The sequence below is a fragment of the Kitasatospora griseola genome (genome assembly GCF_014648555.1).
Taxonomy (GTDB): domain Bacteria; phylum Actinomycetota; class Actinomycetes; order Streptomycetales; family Streptomycetaceae; genus Kitasatospora; species Kitasatospora griseola.
This window is the reverse complement of the sequence record NZ_BMRI01000010.1, coordinates 161,969-187,406: the sequence shown is the minus strand read 5'-3', so window position 1 is coordinate 187,406 and position 25,438 is coordinate 161,969. Positions and strand designations below refer to the sequence as shown.

Genomic DNA, 25,438 nt, shown 5'->3' with positions numbered 1-25,438 from the left:
GGCGGACGATGGCGGCCGAGGAGATACCCGGGGCGGCGGAGGAGCTGCGGCGGCGCGGCGAGCGGCTGTACGCGGAGTTCGCGGCGCTGCTGGAGGCGGTGGCGCCCGGGATGGCTCCGCCGGCCGTGCTGCCGGAGCATCCGGACATCACCGCGTTCGGCAATCCGCTGAGCTTCGGCCACCACCGCCAGGTCGCCTTCGACCGCACCCCGACCGACCCCGACCCGCTGGCCCTGGCCGAGTCCGAACTGGCCGACTGGCAGCGGACGGTGGAGCGCACCGAGACCGGTTCGAAGGTCCTGCACGCGTGGCGGGACGGGATGACGATCCGGCTGCACTTCCACCCGGTGCGCGGCCTGACGCTGGGCCGGGCCGACCTGGAGCCGATGGCGCTGCACCTGCCGGAGGTGTTCGTCCGCCCCGAGCCGCTGCTCGCGCCGGAGGACGTCCAACCCGGCTACGAACTGTGCCCGGAGTGCGAGGGCCTGGGCTGGTGCGATCGCTGCTGGGGCCGCGGTTGGACGATGGGCGGCGTCACCTGGGGCGGCCGGACCGAGGGCCGGGCCCGCTGCGGCGACTGCCACGGCAGCCGGGCCTGCCCGTTCTGCCGCGGCGCGGGCGAGCGCCCGGCCCGCTGAGGTCCGACCCGCCGCGATCCGGCGGCGTCCGGCAGAAATTTCCGCGTCGGCCCCGTGACGCCCCCGGCGGTCCGTTCCGTCTGAAGGGTGACAAGGCACGGAGCCGGGGGAGAACAGCAGACGTGGCAGGAGCAGCAGGGCGCAGCGGCGACCTGGAGTACGCGGAGTTCGCCGCCAACCGGTCCGGCGCGCTGTACCGTTCGGCCTGTCTGCTGACGGGCGGTGACACCCATCTCGCCGAGGACCTGGTGCAGGAGACGCTGAGCCGGATGTACGTGGTGTGGCGTCGCCCTGGGCGGTTGTTCGGCGGGCGGGCGATCGAGAATCCGGCGGGCTACGCGCAGGGCGTGTTGTACCGGCAGTTCATCGACCATCACCGGCGGCGCAGTTCGACCGAGCGCCCGGTCGCCGAACTGCCGGACCTGCCGGGTCCGCAGGACGACAGCACGCTGCGGATGACGCTGCTCCAGGCGCTGGCCCAGCTGGCGCCGCGGGACCGTGCGGTGCTGGTGCTGCGGTACTGGGAGGACGTCAGTGTCGAGGAGACGGCGGAGATCCTGCGCTGCCGTCCGGGCGCGGTCCGTTCCCAGGCCTCCCGGGCGCTGGCCCGGCTGCGGACCCTGCTGGGCGAGGGCCTGGCCGACCTCGCCCGGCGCTGACGCCCGTTCGGTGCCCGTCCTGTCCTTCCCCTGTTGCCCCCGGAGACGGTGATCACGCATGCCCGCACTGCCCGAGCACGACTTCGAGGACCGGCTCTGCCAGGTCTTCCACGAGACCGGGGAGAGCTTCGTCCCGGACACCCCGCGACTGGCCATGGGCGGCGCGACCCGGGGCCGCCGCCGTCAGCGTCGCCGGCTGGCGCTGGGCGCGGCCGCGGCCGTGCTGGCGGTGAGCGGGCTGGGCGCCGCCGTCCTGCCGTCCGCGCTGCAGACGAACAGCACGGGGCCGGCGGCCTCGCCCGTCCCGTCCCCGCCCGTCAGCGACACGCCGGACGCCGGCCGGATCCCGCAGGAGGCGCACCTGGTCTCGGCGGTGGCGGAGCGGCTGCCGGCGGATCTGCGGATCGTCCGCTCCACCGGGACGACGCACGGCACGGCCGCCTTCGAGTCCGGGATCGCGCGGGCCGAACTGACGCTGGAGGACGGGCACGGACCGAGCCTGCTGACGGTGAACATCATGAACACCACCGGGTGGGGGCCGTCGCGCGCGTGCCCCGGCTACCCCATCAAGGGGGTGGAGTGCCAGGAGACGGTCGAACCCGACGGCACCAAGGTGGCCGTCACGGAGTTCACCGCCCCGGACCCCGAGCCGAAGAAGAAGTTCACCGAGGTGGAGCTGAACGCCCCGGACGGGATGCGGATCACCGTCGCGTCGTTCAACTCCCTGACGACGTCGGGCGATCCGACCCGGCCGGACCCGCTGCTGTCCGTCGACCGGCTCCGTGCGCTGGCCGTCGACCCTTGGTGGCGTGCCTTCGATGCGCTGCGACCGGCCACACACCGGACGTCGAACCCCGCGGGCGGCCGGACGAAGCAGCCCGATCTGCTGCCGGCCGGGCTGAAGGTGCTGTCCAGCACCGACAGCGGTCAGCTGCAGTCGGCGACGCTGGCCGACGGCGGACGGACGGTCGACCTGACCGTCCAGCAGGAGCAGGCCGGCGCGCCGGTGCGGGAGTGGTTCGCGGGCGCCCCCGCGCTGCCGGACGGCACCCTGGTCCGCAGCGTCACCGCCCGCCCGGTCCCGAACGCCCAGGGCGCCACCGAGACGATCGTCGACGTGCTGCGCTCCGACGGCGCCCGCGTCCGGGTCACGGCGGTCAACCCGGCGGGCGCGGGCAACCCCGACGCCGGGCAGGCTCCGCTGCTGACGCTGGATCAGCTGACCGCGATCGCGCTGTGCCCGGGCTGGACGGTGCCGGCGCCGAGCTGAGCGCGGCCCCGCCGGCGGGGCGTCAGTACCGGTAGCGGACCGCCTCGATGATCTCCGCCGGGCGGCGGTCCGCGAATCGGGCGATCTCCGCCTCCCGGACGTCGATCACCGCCTGCCACAGCGACTCCCCCATCGCGGCGCGCAGCACCTGGGACTTGCGCAGCGCGTCCACCGCCTGGCCGAGCGTGGCGGGCAGCCGTTCGGCGACGCCGTCGGGGTCGCCGGTGGTCTCGGCGGGCAGTCGCAGTGCGTCGCCGAGGCCGGCCAGGCCGGCGGCCAGCACGCCGCCGACCGCCAGGTAGGGGTTGGCGGCGGCGTCGAAGCACTTGATCTCGGCGTTGGCCTGCTCGGGGGCCGAGCCGGTGATCAGCCGCAGCGCGGCCTCCCGGTTCTCCAGCCCCCAGCAGCGGTGCGGGCCCGACCAGTGGCCGGGCACCAGCCGCAGGTAGCTGGCCACCGACGGGGCGCCGAGCGCGAGCAGCGCGGGCAGTTCGGCCAGCACCCCGGCGAGGAACGCCTCCATCTCCCGGGTGAGGCCGTGCGGGCCGCTGCCGCCGTGACCCAGGTTCTGGCCGTCGCGCCACAGGCTCAGGTGCAGGTGGCCGCCGTTGCCGACGCCGTCGGCGGCGACCAGCGGCGCGAAGCTCGCGCGCAGCCCGTGCCGCAGCGAGACGGCCTGCACGGTGTGCCGGACCAGCAGGGCGGTGTCGGCGGCCTCGACCGGCCCGCCGGGGGCGACCGACAGTTCGAACTGGCCGTCGCTGTACTCGGGGTGCAGCTGGAGCACCGTCACCTTCTGCTCGCGCAGCGTGCGCAGCAGGTCGCGCAGGTAGTCGCTGTTCCCGATCAGGCGGCGCATGCCGTACGCGGGGCCGGCCTCGCCGCCCTCGACGATCCACTCGACCTCGATGCCGGCCTGCACCGTCAGCCCGCGCTCGACGAGTGCCTCGGCGGTGCGGCGGGCGAACCGGCGCTGGCAGCCGGGGTGCGGCTCGCCCTGCTGGGTCCAGCGGTCGCCGGGGGCCCAGGCCCAGCCGGGCTGGGCGGCGAGCCGGTGCAGGGCCGCCAGGTCGGGCACCAGCCGCAGGTCGCCGACCGGGCTGCCGGACGGGGCGAGCGAGTCGTCGACCAGGAACGCGTCGAAGCAGGGCGCGGCGCCGACGCCCCACCGGGCGGCGCTCTCCAGGCCGCGGACGGGCACGGACTTGACCCGGGTGACCCCGGAGTTGTCGACCCAGCCGACGATCACCCCGTCGACGCCCTCGGCCTCGATCCTGGTGGCGGCCAACCGGGCCTCGGCGGCGCGCTCGGCGCGCGGCTTCACGGTGCTCATGCGCCCATGCTGGCCTGCGGCGATGCGGTGCGCGGGCGACCGGGCCGAGACGTCACTCGTCCGTGCAAACCTGAATGTGACGCAGCTCACATAAAAAGATGAAATTCCGGGGACCGAGTCCCCGTTTGAACCTCTGTCCAAGCAGAACCGGGGAACACCTCCCCACTCTCTGCCGCTCGCCGCTCGAAGGGAGCACCGCACTCATGACCACCGTCACCGCTCCCCGCCGGCGCGCGGACGCCACCCGCAACCGCGCACTGATCGTCGCCGCGGCCCGCGAGGCCTTCGTCGAGTACGGGGCGATGGCCCCGCTCGACGAGATCGCCCGCCGGGCCGGCGTCGGCAATGCCACGCTCTACCGGAACTTCGCCGACCGCCGCGCCCTGATCCACCAGGTGTCGCTCGCCGTCATCGACCGGATCGTGGCGCACGCGCACGCGGCCACCGCCGAGGAGCCCGACTCCTTCGCCGCGCTGAGCCGCTTCGTGCACGCCGCCGCCGACGAACGGATCGGCGCGCTGTGCTCCCTGCTGTCCGGCACCATCGACCCGAACGACCCCGAACTCGCCGACGCCCGCGCCGAGATGAAGCAGGCCACCGACGACCTGGTGCTCCGCGCGCAGGCCGACGGGCTGCTCCGCGCCGACATCGGGGCCGGCGACATCGTGGTCGCCGTCTCCCAGCTCACCCGACCGCTCCCCGGCACCGCCTGCCTCGACCTGGACCGACTGGTCCACCGGCACCTCCAGCTCCTGCTGGACGGGCTGCGCGCCGCCGCCCCGTCCACGCTGCCCGGCTGTGCCGTGACCCTGGAGGACCTCACGCAGCGCGCCTGACCTTCCTCGCGCTCGACTTCCGCTCCGCACACACGACTTGCGGCAGACCGCCCGACCGGGCCGGCTGCCGACCGCACGCTTTCGCACGTCTCGTACGCTCTCGCACACACAGGTGGGTACCTCCATGTCCGAAACCCTCCAGCCGGATCCACGTCGCTGGAAGGCTCTGCTCTTCATCGCGCTGGCCCAGCTGATGGTCGTCCTCGACGCCACCGTGGTGAACATCGCCCTCCCGCGCGCCAAGGAAGACCTCGGCTTCGCCGACAGCACCACCCAGTGGGTCATCACGGCCTACGCGCTGGCCTTCGGCGGGCTGCTGCTGTTCGGCGGCCGGCTCGCCGACCTGTGGGGCCGCCGCCGGACCTTCATGGTCGGCCTGGTCGGCTTCGCCGCGGCCTCCGCGCTCGGCGGCGCCGCCGTCAACACCTCCATGCTGCTCGGCGCCCGCGCCCTGCAGGGCGTGTTCGGCGCGATGCTCGCCCCCGCCGCGCTGTCGCTGCTCGCGGTCATGTTCACCGACGGCAAGGAGCGCGCCAAGGCGTTCGGCATCTTCGGCGCCGTCGCCGGCGGTGGCGGTGCGATCGGCCTGATCCTGGGCGGCGCCCTCACCGAGTACCTGAACTGGCGCTGGACGTTCTTCGTCAACATCCCGTTCGCCGCGGTCGCCCTCGCCGGCGCGATCCTGGTGATCCGCGAGCCCGCCGTCGGCCTCAACCGCAACCGCCTCGACATCCCCGGCGTGCTGCTGGTCACCACCGGCCTGGTCTCCCTGGTCTACGGCTTCACCCGCGCCGAGAGCGAGGGCTGGGGCGACAGCAGCACCATCGGCCTGTTCGTCGCCGCCGCCGTGCTGCTCACCGCGTTCGCGTTCGTCGAGAGCCGGGTCAAGGCCCCGCTGCTGCCGCTGCGCGTCCTCACCGACCGCAACCGCGGCGGCGTCTACCTCTCGCTCGGCATGGCCGTGATCGGCATGTTCGGCCTGTTCCTGTTCCTCACCCTCTACATGCAGGGCGTGCTGGGCTACAAGCCGTTGGTCAACGGTTTCGCCTTCCTCCCGATGGTGGCCGGCATGATCACCGGCTCCACCCAGATCGGCGCCCGCCTGATGACCCGGGTCCCGGCCCGCTACCTGATGGCGCCCGGCTTCCTGGTCGCCGCGCTCGGCCTGCTGATCCTCACCCGGATCGACGTCGGCACCTCGTACTGGCAGATCCTGCCCGGCCTGATCCTGATGGGCCTCGGCATGGGCACCGCCTTCATGCCCGCCATGAGCCTGGCCACCTACGGCGTCCAGCCCCGCGACGCGGGCGTCGCCTCCGCGATGGTCAACACCTCCCAGCAGGTCGGCGGCGCGATCGGCACCGCCCTGCTCAGCACCGTCGCCCACAGCGCCGGCACCGAGTGGGCCAAGTCCCACGCGGCCACCGCCACCGACCCGAAGCTGTTCGCGCTCCAGGCCCAGGTCCACTCCTACTCCGTCGCGATCTGGTGGGCCGTCGGCATCATGGCCCTGGCCTCCCTCACCGCCTTCACCCTGATCAACGCCGGCAAGCCCGAGCACCACGACTCCACCGCCGAGATCGAGGACGCCGTCCCGGTCATGGCGCACTGACACCGCATCACCAGACGAACGGCCCCGCCCGGAACCCTCCGGGCGGGGCCGTTCCGCATGCGGAGTCAGCGGCTGAAATCCTTGAGTTCCTCGGTCTCCAGCGTGACGTTCACCGGCTCCGGCAGCTGCACCACGTGCCCGTAGGCCAGCGTCACGACGCTCTCATAGCGGCCGTTCGAGGGCTCGCTGTGCACCGTCACCGAGCCTTCGTCCCGGTCGACCAGCAGGAACACCGGGATTCCGGTCTCCGCGTACGCCCGCGGCTTCTCCAGGCGGTCGCGACGATTGGCGTCGGCATCGTACGACGTCACCTCGACCACCATCAGCACCCCGGCCGGGTCCGCCCACTCCCCCTGCCCCGCGAAGGTGCGCCGGGGCGCGAGCGAACCGTCCGGCTTGGCCAATCCGTTTCGGTAGCTCGCCACTTGCAGCCCCTGCTCCGGATAGAGCCGCAGGTCCGGGCGCTGGGCCATGCAGCGCTCCAACAGCCACATGATGATTTCGCCGTGGTCGCCGTCGGGCACCGGCTTGACTCCGATCCTGCCGTTGATGAACTCGAGCACCACCTCTTCCCGCTCCGCCGTTATGGCGATCTCTCTGAACTGGGCGAGTTCCATCTGAGGGCGTTCGGTCGTCATGACAGCCATGGTGTCCTCCTTGGAGAGCTGCGGCCACAGTATGGGCACCTCGACACCCGGCCTGCCGCCAACTCCCCCTTCCTACCCGCCAGTAGCTGGGCTACAGTGTCGGCACGCGCCAGCGCCGGGCTTCGGGAGCCGCACCGGTGGGCTGCGTCTCTTCTCTCGTGTGCGCGTCGGCGTCGCTTCATGATCCTGTCGGAGCGCCTGAGCACCACGGCACTGCCCCTCGACGGAACCGGAGCGGACCGGTCCGTACCGCGGGGTCGCCGCTGTTCTTCTTCCGTTCCCCCTCATTTCTCCCGTGCCGTCGGCACACCCTCCCCTGTCACGCCCGCTGCCCGGGCGGTGGCGGGGGCCGTCGGCGCGGGCCCATGACAAGGAGTCTGGACAATGGAGCGTCCCTTCCCCACTGTTGCCGTGGTCGGCCTGGGCACCATGGGTGCCGGGGTGGCCGTGGCGGTGGCCCGCAGCGGCCGTCGGGTGATCGGCGTGGAGGCCGGTCCGACCCAGGCGGTGCGGGCGCTGGCCCGGATCGAGGCGTCCACCGCCCGGGCGGTGGCCCGCGAGCGGCTGACGGCCGAGGAGCGCACTGCGCTGCTCGCGCTGATCGAGGTCGGTGACGACCTGGCCGCGGCCGCGCAGGCGGACCTGGTGATCGAGGAGGTCCCGGAGGACCTGGAGCTCAAGCGCGGCCTGTTCGCCGAGCTGGACCGGATCTGCCCGCCGGAGACGGTGCTGGCGACCGGCACCACCGCGCTGAGCGTGACCCGGATCGCGGCGGCCACCGCCCGCCCGGAGCGGGTGCTGGGGGTGCACTTCTTCAACCCGGTGCACTCGATGAAGCTGGTCGAGGTCGTCCGCACCGTGCTGACGTCCCCCCAGGCGGCCGAGCAGGTCGCCGAGTTGGCCCGGGACCTGGGCAAGGAGCCGGTCGCCGCGGGCGACCGGGCGGGGTTCATCGCCAACGGCCTGCTGTTCGCGTACCTGAACCAGGCGGCGGCGATGTTCGAGTCCCGGTACGCCACCCGGGAGGACATCGACGCGGCGATGCGGCTGGGCTGCGGCCTGCCGATGGGTCCGCTGGCGCTGCTGGACCTGATCGGCGTGGACACCGCCCGCACCGTGCTGGAGGCGATGTACGAGCAGTCGAAGGACCGGCTGCACGCCCCGGCGCCGATCCTCGGCCAGCTGGTCGCGGCGGGCCTGCTGGGCCGCAAGTCGGGCCGCGGTTTCTACACCTACGAGGCCCCGGGTTCGTCGACGCCGGTGGCCGAGGAGGCCGCGGCGGCCGAGGCCCGCCCGGCCGGCCGCGAGGTGCGCAGTGTCGGCGTGTGCGGCAGCGGGACGATGGCGACCGGCATCGTGGAGGTGTTCGCGAAGGCGGGCCTCCCGGTGCTGCTGGCGGCCCGCAGCCAGGAGAAGGCGGAGCGGGCGAAGGCCCAGTTGGCGAAGTCGCTGGAGCGTTCGGTGGCCAAGGGCCGGCTGACCGAGCAGGCCCGGGACGCGGCGCTGGCGCTGGTCACCCCGACCGGCGGCTACCAGGACCTGGCGGACGTGGACCTGGTGGTGGAGGCGGTGGCGGAGGACCTCGCGGTCAAGCGCGAGCTGTTCACCGCCCTGGACCGGATCGTCAAGCCGGGCGCGGTGCTGGCCACCACCACCTCCTCGCTGCCGGTGATCTCCTGCGCGACGGCGACCTCCCGTCCGCAGGACGTGATCGGCATGCACTTCTTCAACCCGGCGCCGGCCATGAAGCTGGTCGAGGTGGTCTCCACGGTGCTGACCGCCGAGGACGTCACGGCGACCGTGCTGGAGCTGTGCGCGAAGGTGCGCAAGCACCCGGTGGAGTGCGGCGACCGGGCCGGTTTCATCGTGAACGCGCTGCTGTTCCCGTACCTGAACGACGCGGTGCGGATGCTGGAGGAGCACTACGCGACGGTGGACGACATCGACACCGCGATGAAGCTGGGCTGCGGCTACCCGATGGGCCCGTTCGAGCTGCTGGACGTGGTGGGCCTGGACGTGTCGCTGACCATCGAGAAGGTGCTGCACCAGGAGTTCCGCGAGCCGGGCCTGGCGGCCGCGCCGCTGCTGGAGCACCTGGTCGCGGCGGGCTGCCTGGGCCGCAAGACCGGTCGCGGTTTCCGCGACCACGCACGGCGATGACCGGCCGTCCGGCACCCTCGCCGGGCCACCGGCCGCCGCCCGGCGAGGGCGTCAACCCGGCTGCGCCGAGGCCACCTTGGGGTGCCGGCACGGTCTCCTCGCGGTGGCCGCGACCCGCGGTGGTGCCGCCCGCGGCGCCGGTGCGCAGGGCCAGGCCGGCGGGGGCGGCGCCGGGGGCGTGTAGCGTTCCGGACATGGATCGCCAGACCTCGCCTTCCCAGCAGCAGCAGCCGGCCGCCGGGCCGGACCAGTCGCGGTCGGGGGTGGAGTCCGGGGCGGGCAGTCGCCGGGCCGCCGCCCAGCGGCTGCAGATGCGCCAGGACCTCACGGCGGCGGCCATGCAGCTGTTCGCCACCCAGGGGTACGAGGAGACGACGGTCGATCAGATCGCGGCCGCCGCCGGGGTGGCCCGGCGCACCTTCTTCCGGTACTTCCGGTCGAAGGAGGAGGCGATCTTCCCGGACCACGACGACACCCTGGTGCGGGTGGCCGACCTGCTGGCCAGCGCCGAGGCGGAGGAACACCCGCTGGACGTGGTGTGCCGGGGCATCAAGGAGGTGCTGCGGATGTACGCCTCCACCCCGGACATGTCGGTGGCCCGCTACCAGTTGATCCGCCAGGTCCCGGCGCTGCGCGAGCGGGAGATCGCGGTGGTCTCCCGGTACGAGCGGCTGTTCACCCGCTACCTGCTGGGCCGGTTCGACGCGGCCGAGCAGACCCCGCCGGGCTGGCAGCGCGGCGGGGACGACGACTCGATGCTGGCCGAGGTGTCGGCGGCGGCGGTGGTCGCGGCGCACAACCACGTGCTGCGGCGCTGGCTGCGGGCCGGCGGGCACGGCGACGTGGAGGCGCAGCTCGACCACTCCTTCGAGGTGATCCGGGGGACGTTCTGGCCGACCCCGCCGAGCGGCGCCCGCCGCCGCGGCACCACGCTGGCACCCGGTGCCAATGGTGACGGAGTGACGCCGGAGGACTCCGCTGCCGTGAGCGCACTGAGTGCCAGCCCGAGCGGTGAGGTACTGATCACAGTGGCCCGCACGGACGCCCCGCTGGAGACCGTGGTGGATTCGATCCGGGCCGCGCTGGCGGGTCGAAACACCATGTAATCCAGGCAGTTTCAGCAGGCGACAAGCAGAATCGAAGGCCCGTTCCCGGTTTCGGGAGCGGGCCTTCGGGCGTTCCCGTCAACCCTCCGACCGGCGTGTCCTGGCTCACTCAAGAAGTTGGCACCCCGTGTCTTTACGAGTGGCACAGGGTGCCACTACCTTGTTGCCACCGGTCGCGGCGCCGCGGCTCCCCACCTCGGCGCGCCGTCGTCCGGCGTCCCCCGACCTGGGGGGACACGCACCTGCGACTCCACCCTTTCGTCGCACCACCGCAGTACCCGACCCCTCAGACCCTCAGCGAAGCCGGTGTCCGCTCCCGGCTCCCCCAGACGCCCTGTGTCCCTCGCACAGGTACGCCTTCGGAGGCAGCCATGCAGGAAATTCTCGACGCGATCCTCAGCGGCAACGCCACGTCCGCCGACTACGCGGGCCTCGCGCTGCCCGAGTCCTACCGGGCCGTGACGCTCCACAAGGACGAGGAGCAGATGTTCGCCGGCCTCGCCAGCCGCGACAAGGACCCGCGCAAGTCGCTCCACCTGGACGACGTCGCGCTGCCCGAGGTCGGCCCGGGCGAGGCCCTGGTCGCCGTGATGGCCAGCGCCGTCAACTACAACACCGTGTGGAGCTCGATCTTCGAGCCGGTCTCCACCTTCTCCTTCCTGGAGCGCTACGGCCGGCTCTCCCCGCTGACGAAGCGTCACGACCTGCCGTACCACGTGGTCGGCTCCGACCTGGCGGGCGTGGTGCTGCGCACCGGCGCCGGCGTCAACGCCTGGCAGCCCGGCGACGAGGTCGTCGCGCACTGCCTGTCGGTCGAGCTGGAGTCCCCCGACGGCCACAACGACACGATGATGGACCCGGAGCAGCGCATCTGGGGCTTCGAGACCAACTTCGGCGGCCTGGCCCAGCTCGCGCTGGTGAAGACCAACCAGCTGCTGCCCAAGCCCAAGCACCTCACCTGGGAGGAGGCCGCCTCCCCGGGCCTGGTCAACTCCACCGCGTACCGCCAGCTGGTCTCGCGCAACGGCGCGGGCATGAAGCAGGGCGACAACGTGCTGATCTGGGGCGCCAGCGGCGGCCTCGGCTCGTACGCCACCCAGTACGCGCTGGCCGGCGGCGCCACCCCGATCTGCGTGGTCTCCAACGACGCCAAGGCCGACATCTGCCGGGCCATGGGCGCCGAGGCGATCATCGACCGGTCCGCCGAGGGCTACAAGTTCTGGAAGGACGAGAACAACCAGGACCCGCGCGAGTGGAAGCGCCTGGGCGCGAAGATCCGCGAGTTCACCGGCGGCGAGGACGTCGACATCGTCTTCGAGCACCCCGGCCGGGAGACCTTCGGCGCGTCCGTCTACGTCACCCGCAAGGGCGGCACCATCGTCACCTGCGCCTCCACCTCCGGCTTCATGCACCAGTACGACAACCGCTACCTGTGGATGTCGCTCAAGCGCATCGTCGGCTCGCACTTCGCCAACTACCGCGAGGCGTTCGAGGCCAACCGCCTGATCGCCAAGGGCAAGATCCACCCGACCGTCTCCAAGGTCTACGCGCTGGAGGAGACCGGACAGGCCGCCCTCGACGTGCACCACAACAAGCACCAGGGCAAGGTCGGCGTGCTCTGCCTGGCCCCCGAGGAGGGCCTGGGCGTGCGGGACCACGAGCTCCGTGCCAAGCACCTGCCCGCCATCAACCGCTTCCGGAACGTCTGATGGCCGCTCAGGAACGCGACCGCCCCTGGCTGATGCGCACGTACGCCGGCCACTCCACCGCGAGCGACTCCAACGCGCTGTACCGGCGCAACCTCGCCAAGGGCCAGACCGGCCTGTCGGTGGCCTTCGACCTGCCGACCCAGACCGGCTACGACTCCGACCACGTCCTCGCCCGCGGCGAGGTCGGCCGGGTCGGCGTGCCGGTCGGGCACCTGGGCGACATGCGGACCCTGTTCGACGGGATCCCGCTGGAGCGCACCAACACCTCGATGACCATCAACGCCACCGCCATGTGGCTGCTGGCGCTGTACCAGGTGGTCGCCGAGGAGCAGGGCGCGGACATCGCGGGGCTCACCGGCACCACCCAGAACGACATCGTCAAGGAGTACCTGTCGCGCGGGACGCACGTCTTCCCGCCCGGCCCGTCCGTGCGGCTGATCACCGACATGATCGCCTACACGGTCGCGAACATCCCGAAGTGGAACCCGATCAACATCTGCAGCTACCACCTGCAGGAGGCCGGGGCCACCCCGGTCCAGGAGATCGCCTACTCGATGTGCACCGCGATCGCCGTCCTGGACGCCGTCCGCGACTCCGGGCAGGTCCCGGCCGAGCGGATGGGCGAGGTGGTCGCCCGGATCTCCTTCTTCGTCAACGCGGGCGTCCGCTTCGTCGAGGAGATGTGCAAGATGCGGGCCTTCAACCGGCTGTGGGAGAAGATCACCCGCGAGCGCTACGGCATCGAGGACGCCAAGCAGCGGCGCTTCCGGTACGGCGTGCAGGTCAACTCGCTGGGCCTGACCGAGGCGCAGCCGGAGAACAACGTCCAGCGCATCGTGCTGGAGATGCTGGCCGTCACGCTGTCCAAGGACGCCCGCGCGCGTGCCGTCCAACTCCCGGCCTGGAACGAGGCGTTGGGCCTGCCGCGGCCGTGGGACCAGCAGTGGTCGCTGCGCATCCAGCAGGTGCTGGCGTACGAGTCGGACCTGCTGGAGTACGGCGACCTGTTCAACGGCTCGCACGTGGTCGAGGCGAAGACCGAGGAACTGCTGGCCGGCGCCGAGGCGGAGATCGCCAAGGTGCTGGGGATGGGCGGGGTGATCCCGGCCGTCGAGTCCGGCTACCTGAAGTCCAACCTGGTGGCCTCGCACGCCGCCCGGCGGGCCCGGATCGAGGCCGGCGAGGACCGGATCGTCGGGGTCAACTGCTTCGACACCACCGAGGACAGCCCGCTCACCGCCGACCTGGACACCGCCATCATGGTGGTCGACCCGGCGTCCGAGCGCTCCGTGCTGGCCAACCTGGAGGCCTGGCGCGGCAGCCGGGACGAGGCCGCGGTGCAGACCGCGCTGGCCCGGCTGAAGGAGGTGGCCGGCACCGAGGAGAACCTGATGGAGGCCACCCTGGACTGTGCCCGGGCCGGCGCCACCACCGGCGAGTGGTCGTTCGCGCTGCGCGAGGTGTTCGGCGAGTACCGCGCCCCCACCGGGGTCGGCGGCGCGCCGGTCGCGGTCGCCGCCGAGCCGGGCGGCGAACTCGCCGCCGTGCGCGAGGCCGTGGCCGCCACCGCCGCCGAACTCGGCACCGGCAAGCTCCGCCTGCTGGTCGGCAAGCCCGGCCTGGACGGGCACTCCAACGGCGCCGAGCAGATCGCCGTGCGGGCCCGTGACGCCGGTTTCGAGGTGGTCTACCAGGGCATCCGACTGACGCCCGAACAGATCGTCTCCGCGGCCGTCGCCGAGGACGTGCACTGCGTGGGCCTGTCCATCCTGTCCGGCGCGCACCCGGAGCTTGTGCCCGACGTCATACAGCGGTTGAACCGGGCCGGGGTGGAGGATGTGCCGGTGATCGTGGGTGGAATCATCCCCGCAGCGGACGCCGAGGCCCTCAAGGGCGCCGGAGTCGCTGCCGTGTTCACACCCAAGGACTTCGGCATCACCACCATCATCGGCCGGATCGTGGACGAGATCCGGCTGGCCAACAGGCTTCAGCCGTGGGCCGCGACCACCGCCGCGACCAGCTGACCCGGAAGGAAACTCCCCAATGACTGTGAACCGTCTCCGTCCGCGCCGTTCCTGCCTGGCCGTGCCCGGCAGCAACCCGCGCTTCCTGGAGAAGGCCCAGGGCCTGCCCGCCGACCAGGTCTTCCTGGACCTGGAGGACGCCTGCGCCCCGCTGGTCAAGGAGAGCGCCCGCCACACCATCGTGGACGCCCTGAACAACGGCGACTGGGGCGGCAAGACCCGCGTCGTCCGGGTCAACGACTGGACCACGCACTGGACCTACCGCGACGTCATCACGGTCGTCGAGGGCGCCGGCAACAACCTGGACTGCATCATGCTGCCCAAGGTGCAGGACGCCCAGCAGGTGATCGCCCTGGACCTGCTGCTCACCCAGATCGAGAAGACCGTCGGCCTGGAGGTCGGCAAGATCGGCATCGAGGCGCAGATCGAGAACGCCAAGGGCCTGATCAACGTCGACGCGATCGCCGCCGCCTCGCCGCGCCTGGAGACCATCATCTTCGGCCCGGCCGACTTCATGGCCTCCATCAACATGAAGTCCCTGGTGGTCGGCGAGCAGCCGCCCGGCTACGGCGCCGACGCCTACCACTACATCCTGATGCGCATCCTGATGGCCGCCCGCGCCAACGACCTGCAGGCCATCGACGGCCCCTACCTGCAGATCCGCAACCAGGAGGGCTACCGCGAGGTCGCCCGCCGCTCCGCCGCCCTCGGCTTCGACGGCAAGTGGGTGCTGCACCCGGACCAGGTCGCCGCCGCGAACGAGATCTACTCGCCCGGGCAGGAGGACTACGACCACGCCGAGCTGATCCTCGACGCCTACGACTGGTGCACCTCCGAGGCGGGCGGCGCCAAGGGCTCCGCGATGCTCGGCGACGAGATGATCGACGAGGCCAGCCGCAAGATGGCCCTGGTCATCGCCGGCAAGGGCCGCGCCGCGGGCATGCAGCGCACCACCAAGTTCGAGATCCCGGAGAGCTGAGCCATGCAGTTCGGACGCACCTACGAAGAGTTCGAGGTCGGCGCGGTCTACAAGCACTGGCCCGGGAAGACCGTCACGGAGTACGACGACCACCTCTTCTGCCTGCTGACCATGAACCACCACCCGCTGCACCTGGACGCCAACTACGCGACCACCACCGTGCAGGGCCAGAACGTGGTGGTCGGCAACTACGTCTACTCGCTGCTGCTGGGCATGTCCGTCCCGGACGTCTCCGGCAAGGCGATCGCCAACCTGGAGATCGAGTCGCTGCGCCACATCGCGCCGACCTTCCACGGCGACACCATCTACGGCGAGACCACCGTCCTGGCCAAGAACATCACCTCGAAGCCGGACCGCGGCATCGTGTACGTCGAGACCAAGGGCTACAAGCAGGACGGCACCGTCGTCTGCATCTTCCGCCGCAAGGTGATGGTGCCGACCGAGACGTACGTCAAGGAGCGTGGCGGCGAGCAGCCGGGACGCCCCGAGCCGCTGGCCTGACGCCCCTTCCAGACCCCGGACGGGCGGGCCGCCGTCATCGGCCCTGCCCCTACCCGGTTCCCGGGGGCTCCGCGGCAGCCACGCGCCGCGGAGCCCCCCAACCCCACCCCTCTTGAGCAGTCACGGAGCCGCACGATGGGACGCCTCGCACAGACCGACGGCCTCACCGAGATCCAGCGGGACATCCTCGCCACCGTGCGGGATTTCGTCGACAAGGAGATCATTCCGGTCGCGACCGAGCTGGAGCACAAGGACGAGTACCCGACCGCCATCGTCGAGGGCATGAAGCAGCTCGGCCTGTTCGGGCTGACCATCCCCGAGGAGTTCGGCGGCCTCGGCGAGTCGCTGCTCACCTACGCCCTGGTGGTGGAGGAGATCGCCCGCGGCTGGATGTCGGTCTCCGGCATCGTCAACACCCACTTCATCGTGGCGCACATGATCAACGCGCACGGCACCCAGGAGCAGAAGGACTACTTCCTGCCGAAGATGGCCGCCGGCGAGCTGCGCGGCGCCTTCTCGATGTCCGAGCCGGCCCTCGGCTCCGACGTCTCGGCGATCTCCACCAAGGGCGTCAAGGACGGCGACTTCTACGTCCTGAACGGCCAGAAGATGTGGCTGACCAACGGCGGCACCTCGTCCGTCGTCGCGGTGCTCTGCAAGACCGACGAGGGCGGCAACACGCCCTACAAGAACATGACCACCTTCCTGATCGAGAAGACCCCGGGCTTCGGACCGAACGAGACCGTCCCCGGCCTCACCGTGCCCGGCAAGATCGAGAAGATGGGCTACAAGGGCGTCGACACCACCGAGCTGGTGCTCCAGGACGTCCGTGTCCCGGCGGACCGGATCCTCGGCGGCGTCCCCGGCAAGGGCTTCTACCAGATGATGGACGGCGTCGAGGTCGGCCGGGTCAACGTGGCCGCCCGCGGCTGCGGCGTGGCCCGCCGGGCGTTCGAGCTGGGCATCGCCTACGCCCAGCAGCGCACCACCTTCGGCAAGAAGATCGCCGAGCACCAGGCGATCCAGTTCAAGCTCGCCGAGATGGCCACCAAGGTCGAGGCCGCGCACCAGATGATGGTGATGGCCGCCCGCAAGAAGGACAGCGGGCAGCGCAACGACCTGGAGGCCGGCATGGCCAAGTACCTGGCCTCCGAGTACTGCAAGGAGGTCGTCGAGGACTCGTTCCGGATCCACGGCGGCTACGGGTTCTCCAAGGAGTACGAGATCGAGCGGCTGTACCGGGAGGCCCCGATGCTGCTGATCGGTGAAGGTACGGCGGAGATCCAGAAGATGATCGTGGGACGCCGCCTGCTGGAGGAGTACCGGCTCGCCGACTGAGGCAGTCCCCGTACCGGGCCGGAAGGCGGGCGTGCGGGCCCGCCGCCGGCCCGGCCGTGCCCGCCCCCGGCCTGGTCAGCCGGACCGCGGCGGGGCACGGCACTCGATGCGGTCGCCCGGCGCGTTTCCCCAGGTACGCGCCGGGCGACCGCTTCCGTGCACGGCCCGTGACCGGCGTGTCGCTGAGACGTGAATCACCCGTGACCCGCGACCTCTTGGGGAACCGGACTCGGTCCGGTTACGGTCGTACACATAGCAGGTGCCCGACTCGGCAGGCAGGCGTAGTTCCACTAGCAGGCGGCTTGCCCAGATACCGGCAGGTCCCGATAGCATCCACCGGGACAGCAGCCGTCCCAGACAACTCGATCCCCGCGGTGGCCCTCGTCCAGGGGCCATTCTGTGTTCCCCGCGCGGGGCCCGCGACTAAAGGTCCTCGATGCCCATCAGCCCGTCCTCTCACACCTCCGCCCAGGGATTCGCCCCCGAGGGTCGGCGTCCCCGCGTCACCATCGCGCGCGGTGCCACCCCCTGGTTCGTTCCCACGCTGGCCACCGCCGCCGTGACGACCGCCCTCACCCGGCGTTCCGGCAAGTGGGCCCTGGCGGCCGTGCCGGCCTGCGCGCTCAGCGCGGGCATGCTGTGGTTCTTCCGCGACCCCGAGCGTGAGATCGGTGCCGGCAGAGTGATCTCCCCGGCCGACGGCGTGGTCCAATCCATCGACGAGTGGCCGGACGGCCGCACCCGCGTCGCGATCTTCATGAGCCCGCTCAACGTCCACGTCAACCGCGCGCCGCTGGCCGGCAACGTGACGTCCGTCGAGCACATCGCCGGTGGATTCGTCCCGGCGTTCAACAAGGACAGCGACCGCAACGAGCGCGTCGTGTGGCACTTCGACACCGAGCTCGGCGACATCGAGATGGTGCAGATCGCGGGCGCCGTCGCCCGCCGCATCGTCCCCTACATGGACGCCGGCACCAAGGTCGAGCAGGGCGAGCGGGTCGGCCTGATCCGCTTCGGCTCCCGCGTCGACACCTACCTGCCGGCGGGCGTCGAGGTCGGCGTCACGGTCGGCCAGAAGACGACCGCCGGGGTGACTCGCCTTGACCGTGACTGATCCGGAGACCCTCGTGGGCCTCGGTGACGAGGAATCCACCGAACTTCGCCGACGCCGCTGGGCGCGGGACCGCGAACTCCGCGCCCCCCGCTCCCCGCAGCACCTGTCCACCGCCGACTTCCTGACGCTGGGCAACGCCGTCTGCGGCTTCCTGGCGATCTACTCGACCACCACCGGCATCCTGATGCCGCACCTCACCGGTGAGTCGAACGCCCCGGTCAAGCACAGCGCCGCCACCGTCGTGACGCTGCTGCTGATCGGCGCCATGTGCGACCTCTTCGACGGCCTGGTGGCGCGCAAGCTGCGCTCCTCCGCGCTCGGCGCCGAGCTCGACAACCTCGCCGACCTGATCAGCTTCGGCATCGCGCCGGCGTACTTCGTCGCGGTGTGGGGCCTGGTCTCCTCCGGCTCCAACCAGCAGCTGTCCGCGTTCATCGCGCTGACCGTGCTGCTGGCGGTGGTGCTGCGCCTCGCCAGGTTCTCGGCCGTGAAGATGCGACCGGGGATCTTCCAGGGCATGCCCTGCCCGATGGGCGCGATGACCGTCATCGCGATCGTGCTGCTCGACCCGCCGTTCCTCCCCGGCCTGCTGCTGATCTTCGGCGTGGCCTACCTGATGGTCAGCCGGATCGAGTACCCGAAGCCGCAGGGCCTGCTGGCCACCGCGACGGTGGCCTGGATCGTGGTCTCCATCGGCTGCCTGGCGGCCTGGGCCGCGGGCCTGCCCGGCGGCGACACCCTGATGCACATCGGCGCGCTCGCCCAGATCGCGCTGGCCGCGATGGCGCCGCTGCTGGTCATCCGCCGCAAGGTCGGCGAGAAGGTGGGCGTCGTCCGCGCCCGCCGCGCCGAGAACCGAGGCTGACCTTCACACAGCAGAAAGCCCCCCGTTCGAATCGAACGGGGGGCTTTCGCGTTACCCGGGCTCAGGCCCCGCCGGTGTGCACCGAGAAGGCGCTGCGACGGGCGGCGCGGGCAACGGCCGGGTCGGGGTGGACCGAGGCGACGGCCGTCAGGACGCTCGCGGCGCGCGGGTGGCCGGACTGGCGGGCGCGGTGGAACAGGCGGACGGGTTCGCCGGCCGACGCGCCCTCGACGTGGCCGACCAGCAGGTCCGTCTCGCCGTGGTCGAGGACGGCGGCGGCGGTGTCCACCCAGAGCCAGGCGGCGTCCTCCGCGCCGAGCACGTCGGCCGGGGACGCGCCCCCCTCGTCCAGCTGTTCGGCCAGCCAGAGCAGCGCGTAGGGCCGCAGCACGGCCTCCTCGACGGCGGCCCGGACGCCCTGCTCGGCGGTGGAGCCGGCCACCACCCGCAGCGCCTCGAAGGCCAGGCCGCGGACCAGCGCGTCCTCGCCGCGGGCGGCTTCCAGGAGTTCGGCGACGGCCCGGTCGGCGGGGCGGGCGGCGACCCAGGCGCGGAACTCGGCGCGGGCCGGGCCGGGGCTGTAGTCGGCGCAGGCGCTGAGCAGCTCCAGGGCGCTCTGTTCGATGTGCCCGGCGGCGGTCTGCGCGACGGTGCAGATCTCCTCCAGCTTGGCGCGCACCGCCCAGTGGCCGAGCGGGGAGAGCTCGGCGGCCTCGTCCTGCCGGCCGAGCGCGCCGACGGCGGCCAGGCCGTCGAGCATCCAGTCCAGGACGGCGGCCACCTCGGCGGGCGAGTGCGGGGTGTCGATCTGCGGTTCCCGGCAGGTGCCGCGGACCGCGGAGACCGCGGAGGCGGCGTGCGGGACCGGGGAGAGCGGGAAGGTGCCGCTGCCGGGGCCGAGGCGGCGCTCGTCGAGGCCGCGGCGGAGCAGTTCGAGCAGCTCGCTGTCGGCGACCGGCCCGTCCACCAGGTGCAGGAAGGACAGCAGCTGCGGGGCCTGGTCGACGGCCTGGCCGGCCAGCTGGGCGAACACGCCGCGCAGCGCGGCGGGCGGCACGGGGGCGAGCAGCGTCCAGGCGTCGAACAGCGCGGACCAGCCGCGGACCACGGCCTCGTCGTCGCGTTCCCAGGCGTGCAGCCGCCAGCCGGGCCCGGCGCCGCCGTCGCGGAGCTCGACCAGGCCGACCAGCAGCGCCTGGCCCCAGGCGTTGGCGGCGGCGCCGACCGTCATGGCGAGGGCGCGGCCGGCGGCGCGGGCGTCCTCGGGGAGGAGTTCGCCGCGCTTGTCGACCTCGGTGAGCTCGCCGGCCCAGCGGGCGACGCGGACCGCGTCGGCGAGCATCCGGCGGGCCAGCGGGGCGAGCTCGGCGGGTGCGGGGAAGCCGTCCGGGACGGGCACTCGGCCCCGTCCGGGCTTGGCGGGTACCCGGCGGCGGTTGGCTGCGGGTACGGTGCCCTCCGCACGCCCGACGGCCGTTCCGGGCAGACGGGTCACCGTCGCACCGGTGCGGTGGGGCGGGTGCGGGGCATCACGGTCGCGCGGGTTCCGAGACGTCACGCCGTGCAGTCTTCCCCTTGCACGGGCCTTCTGTCACATCGGCTGCCGGGCTGTCTCGGCGCATTGTCCGAACCGTTCGAACGGCGGGGGGACAAGCGGGTCCAAAGCGGGACGAACCACTCCGCTTTTCGGCATGGACATGGCGCTTGACGTGATCGCTCCGCGCCGGGTTCGGGAACAGGACGCGGTGGGACCGGTTCCGGTTCCCCTCCCGGGGTCACAGCAGCGGGGTGAGGAAGCGGCGCAGCGCCTCGGTGTACCGGGCCGGGTCGGCGTTCCACAGCGCGGCGTGCTGCGCTCGTGGCACCGAGTGCAGGCTGACCAGGTCCGCGCGCTCGGCCGCGAGCCGCTCGGCGGCCGCCCACGGGCTGATCGGGTCGTCCGGGCTCTGCAGCAGCAGGGTGGGCGCGGGCAGGTCGGCGCCGGACGCGATCCGGGCGAAGCCCGCCAGGTCGACGCCGGTGCGGCCCTGGGCGGCGAGCGCGCCGAGTTCGGCGAGCATCGGGGACGCCCCGCCGCGGCCGGCCGCCCGGCGTGCCGACTCCGGCCAGTCCAGCACCGGGGAGTCCAGCACCAGCCCGGCGATCTGCGCCCGCCGGGCGGAGCGGGCGGCGGTGTACAGCGCGACGGTCGCGCCGACCGACCAGCCGTACAGCACGACCCGGCCCGCGCCCTGGTCGAGTGCGGCGCGGATCGCCGCGTCGACGTCCTGCCACTCGGTCTCGCCGAAGTGCCCGAGGCCGTCCGGGGAGGCGGGCGCGCCCGCGTCGCCCCGGTAGGTGACCGTCAGGGTGGGCAGCCGCAGCACGTGCAGCAGCGGCAGCACGGGCAGCGCCTGCGAGCGGTCGGCGGCCGCGCCGTGGATCAGCACCACGCAGGTGCCGCGGATGCCGGCGGTGCGCCAGGCCGGGAAAGCGCCGAGCTCGCCGGCCACGGCCGTCTCGGAGTAGTCCAGGCCGAGCGCGGTGCGCGGATCGCCGAGCAGCACCCGGGGGGTGAGCCGGACTTCGGTGCCGACGGCGAGGGTGCCGTGCTCGGCCCGCTCCAACCGCCGGGTGACCGTCCCGCCGCCGGAGCCGAGCACCTCGCCGACCACGGCGTGGCCGCCCAGGCCCCACTCCAGCGCGTAGTGGCCGCGGCGGACGGTGTCCGGGGTCGCGGTCAGCGTGACCCGGCCCGGGCCGAGCTCGTGCACGGTGACCGGCGGCGGCGGTTCGACCGCGCCCGGCTGCACCACCTGGTCCGACATCTTCCGGCCGAGCAGCAGGAACGCCGCCGCTCCGGTCCCTGCGGCGGCGGCTGCGACGACGGCGGCGGTTCCCCAACGCATGGCGGTCTCCCGGGGGCTGGCGGGTCCTGTGCCTCCAGTGCACCCGCCCGCGGACCGCTCGGCGAATCGGAACGGCACCTGGGGTGACGCTCGGTGACCGGTCAGTCGGTGTCGGTGCGGATCGTGTGCGCCTCGTCTCGGACGTCCGGCTCGGGGTGGCGGCGCAGCTCGCGCAGCAGCGCCCGCCACGGCTCGGACCAGCGGTCGCGGGCGCCGGCCCGGGCCAGGGCGACGGCGAGCATGCCGCCGGCGAACGAGCCGTCCGGGGCCAGCCGGCGGGCGGCGGCCAGCGCGGGGGCGGTCCTCGCCCACCCGTACTGCGCCTTGCGGCCCAGCTCCTCGGCGGCCCGCACGGCGAGCGCCGGACGGTCCGTCAGCAGCGGCAGCAGCCGGACCAGCCGGTCGCCCAGGTCCTCGGCGCTCACGTCGACCGCCCCGACCAGCAGCTCCACGGCCGACCGGCGCAGCGCGGGCTCGACCAGCAGGACGGCGGCGGCGGCCCGGCACACCGCCGCGGCGTTCGGGTTGTTCCAGGAGTGGAGGAACAGCCGGTTCTGCAACCGGGCCAGCCGCTCGCGGCTCCGGTCCTCCCCCGCGCCGACGGACGCCGCCAGCGCGGTCAGCACGCCGCTGAGCACGCTGCCGGGCGCGCAGCCGCCCAGCGGGTGCGGGGTGTCGCCCAGGGCGATCACCGTGAGGGTCTCGGCGGCCGACTCCCAGCGGCGCCGGTCGTCCGGATCGAGGACGGTCCGGGCCAGCCCGGCGACCGCCTGCGGAACGTGCCCGGCCAGGTCCGCGAGGCGGGTGCGGGCGGCGTCCTCGACCGACCGGTCGCCGCTCTCCAGCAGGCCGGCGACCAGTTCGGCGTACCGGGGGTGGTCGGCGGGCGGCAGGCGGTGCGGGTCGACTTCGGTGAGCCGTCGGCGCTGGTCGGGGGTGCCGTGGGCGGCGATCTCGGCGAGCAGGGCCCAGCGCAGTTCGCCGGCCGGCGCCGGGGTGTCGTCGGCCCGGCGGTCGCCGAGCCGGTGCAGGGTCTCGGCCAGCGCGGCGGTGCGGACGTCCGGGTGCCCGCCCGGGGCCCGGACGGCGTCCAGCAGGAGGGTCGCGGCGGCCTCGGCGGGCAGGTGGCGGGCGGCCAGGCGGACGGCCTGCTTCCGGCTGGTGATCCTGGCGGGCGCGTCGCCGAGTGCCGGCGCGCGCAGCAGGGCGGCGAGCGTCCCGGGCGGGGTGTGGCGGGCGGCGCGGTCGGCCGCGTGCAGCGCGACCCGGGCGCGGTTGTCGGCAGCCCGGGCCAGCAGGTCGGGCAGCACGGCGGCGGGGTCGTCGGTGGTCGGCAGGGCGGCGAGCGCGGTCTCGGCGAGCACCGTGTCCGGGTGGTCGGCCCAGCGGCGGAGCAGGGCCGCGCCGTGGCCGGGTATTCGGGCGGCGGCCCGGAGCGCCGCGGCGCGCTCCTCGACGGGGCGCTGCGGGTCGTCGGCGACGGCCGCCTGACCGGCGGCCGCGGCCTGCTGCTGACGGGGTGTCCAGCGGTCGGCGGTGGCGGTGTCCGGCGGGGTCGGGGCGGTCAGCAGGCGGTCGACCAGGTCGGTGCGGACGGCGGCCAGGGCGGCGGTGAGGCCGTCGAGGCGTTCGCTGCGGCCGGTGGCGCCGGGCCCGGCCTGGACGGCGTCGCGTTCCAGCACGTCGAGGAGGGCGAGCAGGTCGGGCAGCGCGGCCGGGTCGACGGGCAGCAGGGCCTGCGCGCGGCGGGCGGCCGGATCGCTGCCGCCGCGCACCGTCCGGATCAGCAGGTCGGCGAGGGTGCGCCTGGTCCGGGGGCCGGCCGCCTCGGCGACGGCGAGCAGCAGGGTGGCGTCGGCGGTCGCGGCCGAGCGGTGCAGGGACGGGCGGAGGGCCTCGACGACGGCCCGTTCGCTGCCTCGCGGCAGGTCCAGGCCGCGCGCGCCGGTGCGTTCCAGGACGTGGCCGGCCCAGTCGGCGAGGGCCGTCCCGGCGTTGTGGCGCCCGAGGACGGCGACGGCCGCGGCAGTGAGCGCGGCGCGGGTGCGGTCGGAGCAGTCGCGGGCGGTGAGCGCGTCCTCGGCGAGGCGGTGCAGGTCGGGCGCGTGCTCGTCCCGCAGGCCCCGGGACAGTTCGCCTAGGGCGGCCGGCGCGGCCCGACGGACCAGGTCCTGTTCGTTGCGCAGGCGGCGGGTGAGCGTCAGGAGCTGCTGCACGGCCGCCGGGTCGCCGGAGAGGCCGGCGTTGCGGATCAGCAGACGCCAGGCGTGGGCCCGGTCCTCGGGGTCGGGGGCGCCGGTCCCGGCGAGCAGCCGGGGCCGGGCCTCCTCGGGCGGCAGCAGGGCGGTCAGCCGGTCGGCGCTGTCGTCGCCCCCGTCCTTCGCCCGGCGCAGGCGGTCGATCCCGGCCCGGGCCCGGACGTACCGGTCGGCGGCGGGCAGCAGGGCGAGCGCATCGGCGTGGCCCGCCCACCGGCGGCCGGTGTCGGCATGCGCGGCGTCGTGGAACGCGGTGCGGCGCCCGGGCGGCAGCGCCCGCAGCAGCGCCAGGTCGTGGCCGACGCCCTGGTGGGCGAGCTCGGTCAGCGACGGCGGGGCGGCCGCGGCCAGGCGGCGGGCGACGGCCGGGCGCAGCGGCGGGTCGTGCCGGCTCCGACCGGCGGTGATCAGCAGCCGGACGGTGCGCTCGGCGTCGGCGTCGGCCAGGTCGGCGAGGCGGTCGCGCAGCAGGTTCGACAGGCCGCCCCCGTGCCACCGTTCCAGCAGGTCGAGCATCCGCAGCGGCCGGTGCCGGGCTGCGGCGGCCAGGCCCCGGGCGTGCCGGGCCCAGGCGTCGCGCCGGCTCGCCCGGGCGGCGAGCTGGGGCTCGACCGCGTCCAGCACGGCCTGCGGATGCCGGTGCCCGAGCGCGGCCGTGACGTCCACGGCGTGCACGAAGGCCGGGAGTTCGACGGCCACGAACCCGGGCGAGCACAGCGGCAGCAGCGGCGCGGCGGCCACCGGCCCGTGACTGCGGCTCAGCGCCGCGACCAGCCGCTCCGCGAGCTCCGACCGCCCCGAGCGGAGGACCGCCCCGACCAGCTCGCCCCGGACGGCCGTGGGCGCGGCGAGCACCGCCCGCTCCACCGCCTCGTCCGGCACCGGCAGCCGACGGATCGCCCGCTGCGCGTAGCGGCGCACCACCGGATCGGGGTCGGCGAGTCGGGCCGTGAGGTGGTCGGTGTGCCGCCCGGCCTGGGCGGCGAGTGCCGCCAGCCGTCGGCCGTAGCCGCCGTGGCCCGCCAGCTCGTCGAGCAGGGCGGCGAGTTCGCCGGTGGCGGCGAGGGCGTGGGCGGTGCGGGCCACCGTCCGCAGGCGCTCGGCGTGGGGCAGCGGCTCCACGGCGGCGAGCAGGCGGTCGGCGGAGAAAGAGGTGTGGATCATCGTGCGTGATTCTTACCGGCCGACCGGGCCCGGCACCAGTCGCCCGGGTGCCGCCCCGTCGTTCCGGGCGGCGCGGCAGCGGCGGCGCTCGGCAGGCGCGGTGCGATCCGCCCTTCGGTGCGCCAACGGAGCATCCCTGAAAGCGAGTTGAATGATCTCCACTGGAGCTCCCTGCCGTGCGGGCCTGGCGACCCACCGATCGAGCGCTGCACTGCCGTCCCCGGTCGACACGACCACAGGGTCGGCCGTGGCGGCGGGCACCCGGCGTCGGACCGACCGGTTGTCCGCGCTGAAGGCCTGGCGCGCCGGGCTGAGGAGCACGCAAAGACCGAACTGG

The 25,438-nt window shown here is 73.5% G+C and carries 19 protein-coding genes; 14 read left to right on the top strand and 5 right to left on the bottom strand.

Annotated elements, in window-relative coordinates; genetic code table 11:
* From IEZ12_RS15645 to IEZ12_RS15635, 3 genes are all read left to right on the top strand, one after another.
* Positions 1–638 (top strand): DnaJ-like cysteine-rich domain-containing protein (locus IEZ12_RS15645; protein WP_229847565.1); only part of this gene is annotated, 638 nt, incomplete at its 5' end.
* Between the two features lie 122 nt (positions 639–760).
* Positions 761–1,297: a SigE family RNA polymerase sigma factor gene (locus IEZ12_RS15640; protein WP_043910125.1), complete on the top strand. Its 537-nt coding sequence runs from the start codon at positions 761–763 to the stop codon at positions 1,295–1,297.
* A 58-nt stretch (positions 1,298–1,355) separates the two neighbouring features.
* Positions 1,356–2,567 (top strand): hypothetical protein, encoded by a 1,212-nt coding sequence (locus IEZ12_RS15635; RefSeq protein ID WP_189272584.1) that lies wholly within the window; start codon positions 1,356–1,358, stop codon positions 2,565–2,567.
* Positions 2,568–2,589: 22 nt separating this feature from the next.
* On the opposite strand, the gene IEZ12_RS15630 is transcribed toward IEZ12_RS15635, so the two are convergent.
* Positions 2,590–3,900, bottom strand: coding sequence for a type I glutamate--ammonia ligase (locus tag IEZ12_RS15630; protein ID WP_189272583.1), 1,311 nt, complete (start codon positions 3,898–3,900; stop codon positions 2,590–2,592).
* A gap of 203 nt (positions 3,901–4,103) precedes the next feature.
* Between IEZ12_RS15630 and IEZ12_RS15625 the strand changes: the two genes are divergently transcribed.
* Positions 4,104–4,736: a TetR/AcrR family transcriptional regulator gene (locus IEZ12_RS15625; protein WP_189272582.1), complete on the top strand. Its 633-nt coding sequence runs from the start codon at positions 4,104–4,106 to the stop codon at positions 4,734–4,736.
* A gap of 124 nt (positions 4,737–4,860) precedes the next feature.
* Positions 4,861–6,348 carry an MFS transporter gene (locus tag IEZ12_RS15620; protein ID WP_189272581.1) on the top strand — a complete coding sequence of 496 codons (1,488 nt, stop codon included), beginning with the start codon at positions 4,861–4,863 and terminating at the stop codon, positions 6,346–6,348.
* Positions 6,349–6,413: 65 nt separating this feature from the next.
* Here the strand turns inward: IEZ12_RS15620 and IEZ12_RS15615 are convergent, their stop codons facing one another.
* Positions 6,414–6,995 (bottom strand): Uma2 family endonuclease, encoded by a 582-nt coding sequence (locus IEZ12_RS15615; protein ID WP_189272580.1) that lies wholly within the window; start codon positions 6,993–6,995, stop codon positions 6,414–6,416.
* Between the two features lie 384 nt (positions 6,996–7,379).
* On the opposite strand from IEZ12_RS15615, the gene IEZ12_RS15610 reads away from it, so the two are divergent.
* From IEZ12_RS15610 to IEZ12_RS15570, 9 genes are all read left to right on the top strand, one after another.
* Positions 7,380–9,155: a 3-hydroxyacyl-CoA dehydrogenase family protein gene (locus IEZ12_RS15610; RefSeq protein WP_189272579.1), complete on the top strand. Its 1,776-nt coding sequence runs from the start codon at positions 7,380–7,382 to the stop codon at positions 9,153–9,155.
* A 194-nt stretch (positions 9,156–9,349) separates the two neighbouring features.
* A complete protein-coding gene (locus IEZ12_RS15605; RefSeq protein ID WP_189272578.1) occupies positions 9,350–10,261 on the top strand; it encodes a TetR family transcriptional regulator in 912 nt (303 codons plus the stop codon).
* A 371-nt stretch (positions 10,262–10,632) separates the two neighbouring features.
* Positions 10,633–11,970 carry a crotonyl-CoA carboxylase/reductase gene (gene ccrA, locus IEZ12_RS15600; protein WP_189272577.1) on the top strand — a complete coding sequence of 446 codons (1,338 nt, stop codon included), beginning with the start codon at positions 10,633–10,635 and terminating at the stop codon, positions 11,968–11,970.
* On the top strand, positions 11,970–13,994 hold the full coding sequence (locus IEZ12_RS15595) for an ethylmalonyl-CoA mutase (RefSeq protein ID WP_189272576.1): 2,025 nt from the start codon (positions 11,970–11,972) through the stop codon (positions 13,992–13,994). Before ccrA ends, IEZ12_RS15595 begins: the two co-directional genes overlap by 1 nt.
* A 19-nt stretch (positions 13,995–14,013) precedes the next feature.
* Positions 14,014–14,973, top strand: coding sequence for an HpcH/HpaI aldolase/citrate lyase family protein (locus IEZ12_RS15590; RefSeq protein ID WP_100589450.1), 960 nt, complete (start codon positions 14,014–14,016; stop codon positions 14,971–14,973).
* Between the two features lie 3 nt (positions 14,974–14,976).
* The gene (locus IEZ12_RS15585) at positions 14,977–15,474 is read left to right on the top strand and encodes a MaoC family dehydratase (protein WP_043910110.1); all 498 of its coding nucleotides are present in this window, start codon (positions 14,977–14,979) and stop codon (positions 15,472–15,474) included.
* Between the two features lie 135 nt (positions 15,475–15,609).
* The gene (locus IEZ12_RS15580) at positions 15,610–16,812 is read left to right on the top strand and encodes an acyl-CoA dehydrogenase family protein (RefSeq protein WP_189272575.1); all 1,203 of its coding nucleotides are present in this window, start codon (positions 15,610–15,612) and stop codon (positions 16,810–16,812) included.
* A 436-nt stretch (positions 16,813–17,248) separates the two neighbouring features.
* Positions 17,249–17,926 (top strand): phosphatidylserine decarboxylase, encoded by a 678-nt coding sequence (locus IEZ12_RS15575; protein WP_043910107.1) that lies wholly within the window; start codon positions 17,249–17,251, stop codon positions 17,924–17,926.
* Positions 17,913–18,791, top strand: coding sequence for a CDP-alcohol phosphatidyltransferase family protein (locus IEZ12_RS15570; RefSeq protein WP_369880776.1), 879 nt, complete (start codon positions 17,913–17,915; stop codon positions 18,789–18,791). The genes IEZ12_RS15575 and IEZ12_RS15570 overlap by 14 nt, the downstream gene beginning before the upstream one ends.
* 61 nt (positions 18,792–18,852) lie before the next feature.
* Here IEZ12_RS15570 and IEZ12_RS15565 read toward each other — a convergent pair whose 3' ends face one another.
* The 3 genes from IEZ12_RS15565 to IEZ12_RS15555 all read right to left on the bottom strand — a co-directional run bounded on the left by IEZ12_RS15565 (position 18,853) and on the right by IEZ12_RS15555 (position 25,101).
* Positions 18,853–20,190: a hypothetical protein gene (locus IEZ12_RS15565; protein ID WP_043910103.1), complete on the bottom strand. Its 1,338-nt coding sequence runs from the start codon at positions 20,188–20,190 to the stop codon at positions 18,853–18,855.
* A 376-nt stretch (positions 20,191–20,566) separates the two neighbouring features.
* Positions 20,567–21,679: an alpha/beta hydrolase family protein gene (locus IEZ12_RS15560; protein ID WP_189272574.1), complete on the bottom strand. Its 1,113-nt coding sequence runs from the start codon at positions 21,677–21,679 to the stop codon at positions 20,567–20,569.
* Between the two features lie 101 nt (positions 21,680–21,780).
* The gene (locus IEZ12_RS15555) at positions 21,781–25,101 is read right to left on the bottom strand and encodes a hypothetical protein (protein WP_189272573.1); all 3,321 of its coding nucleotides are present in this window, start codon (positions 25,099–25,101) and stop codon (positions 21,781–21,783) included.
* Positions 25,102–25,438: the final 337 nt, after the last annotated feature.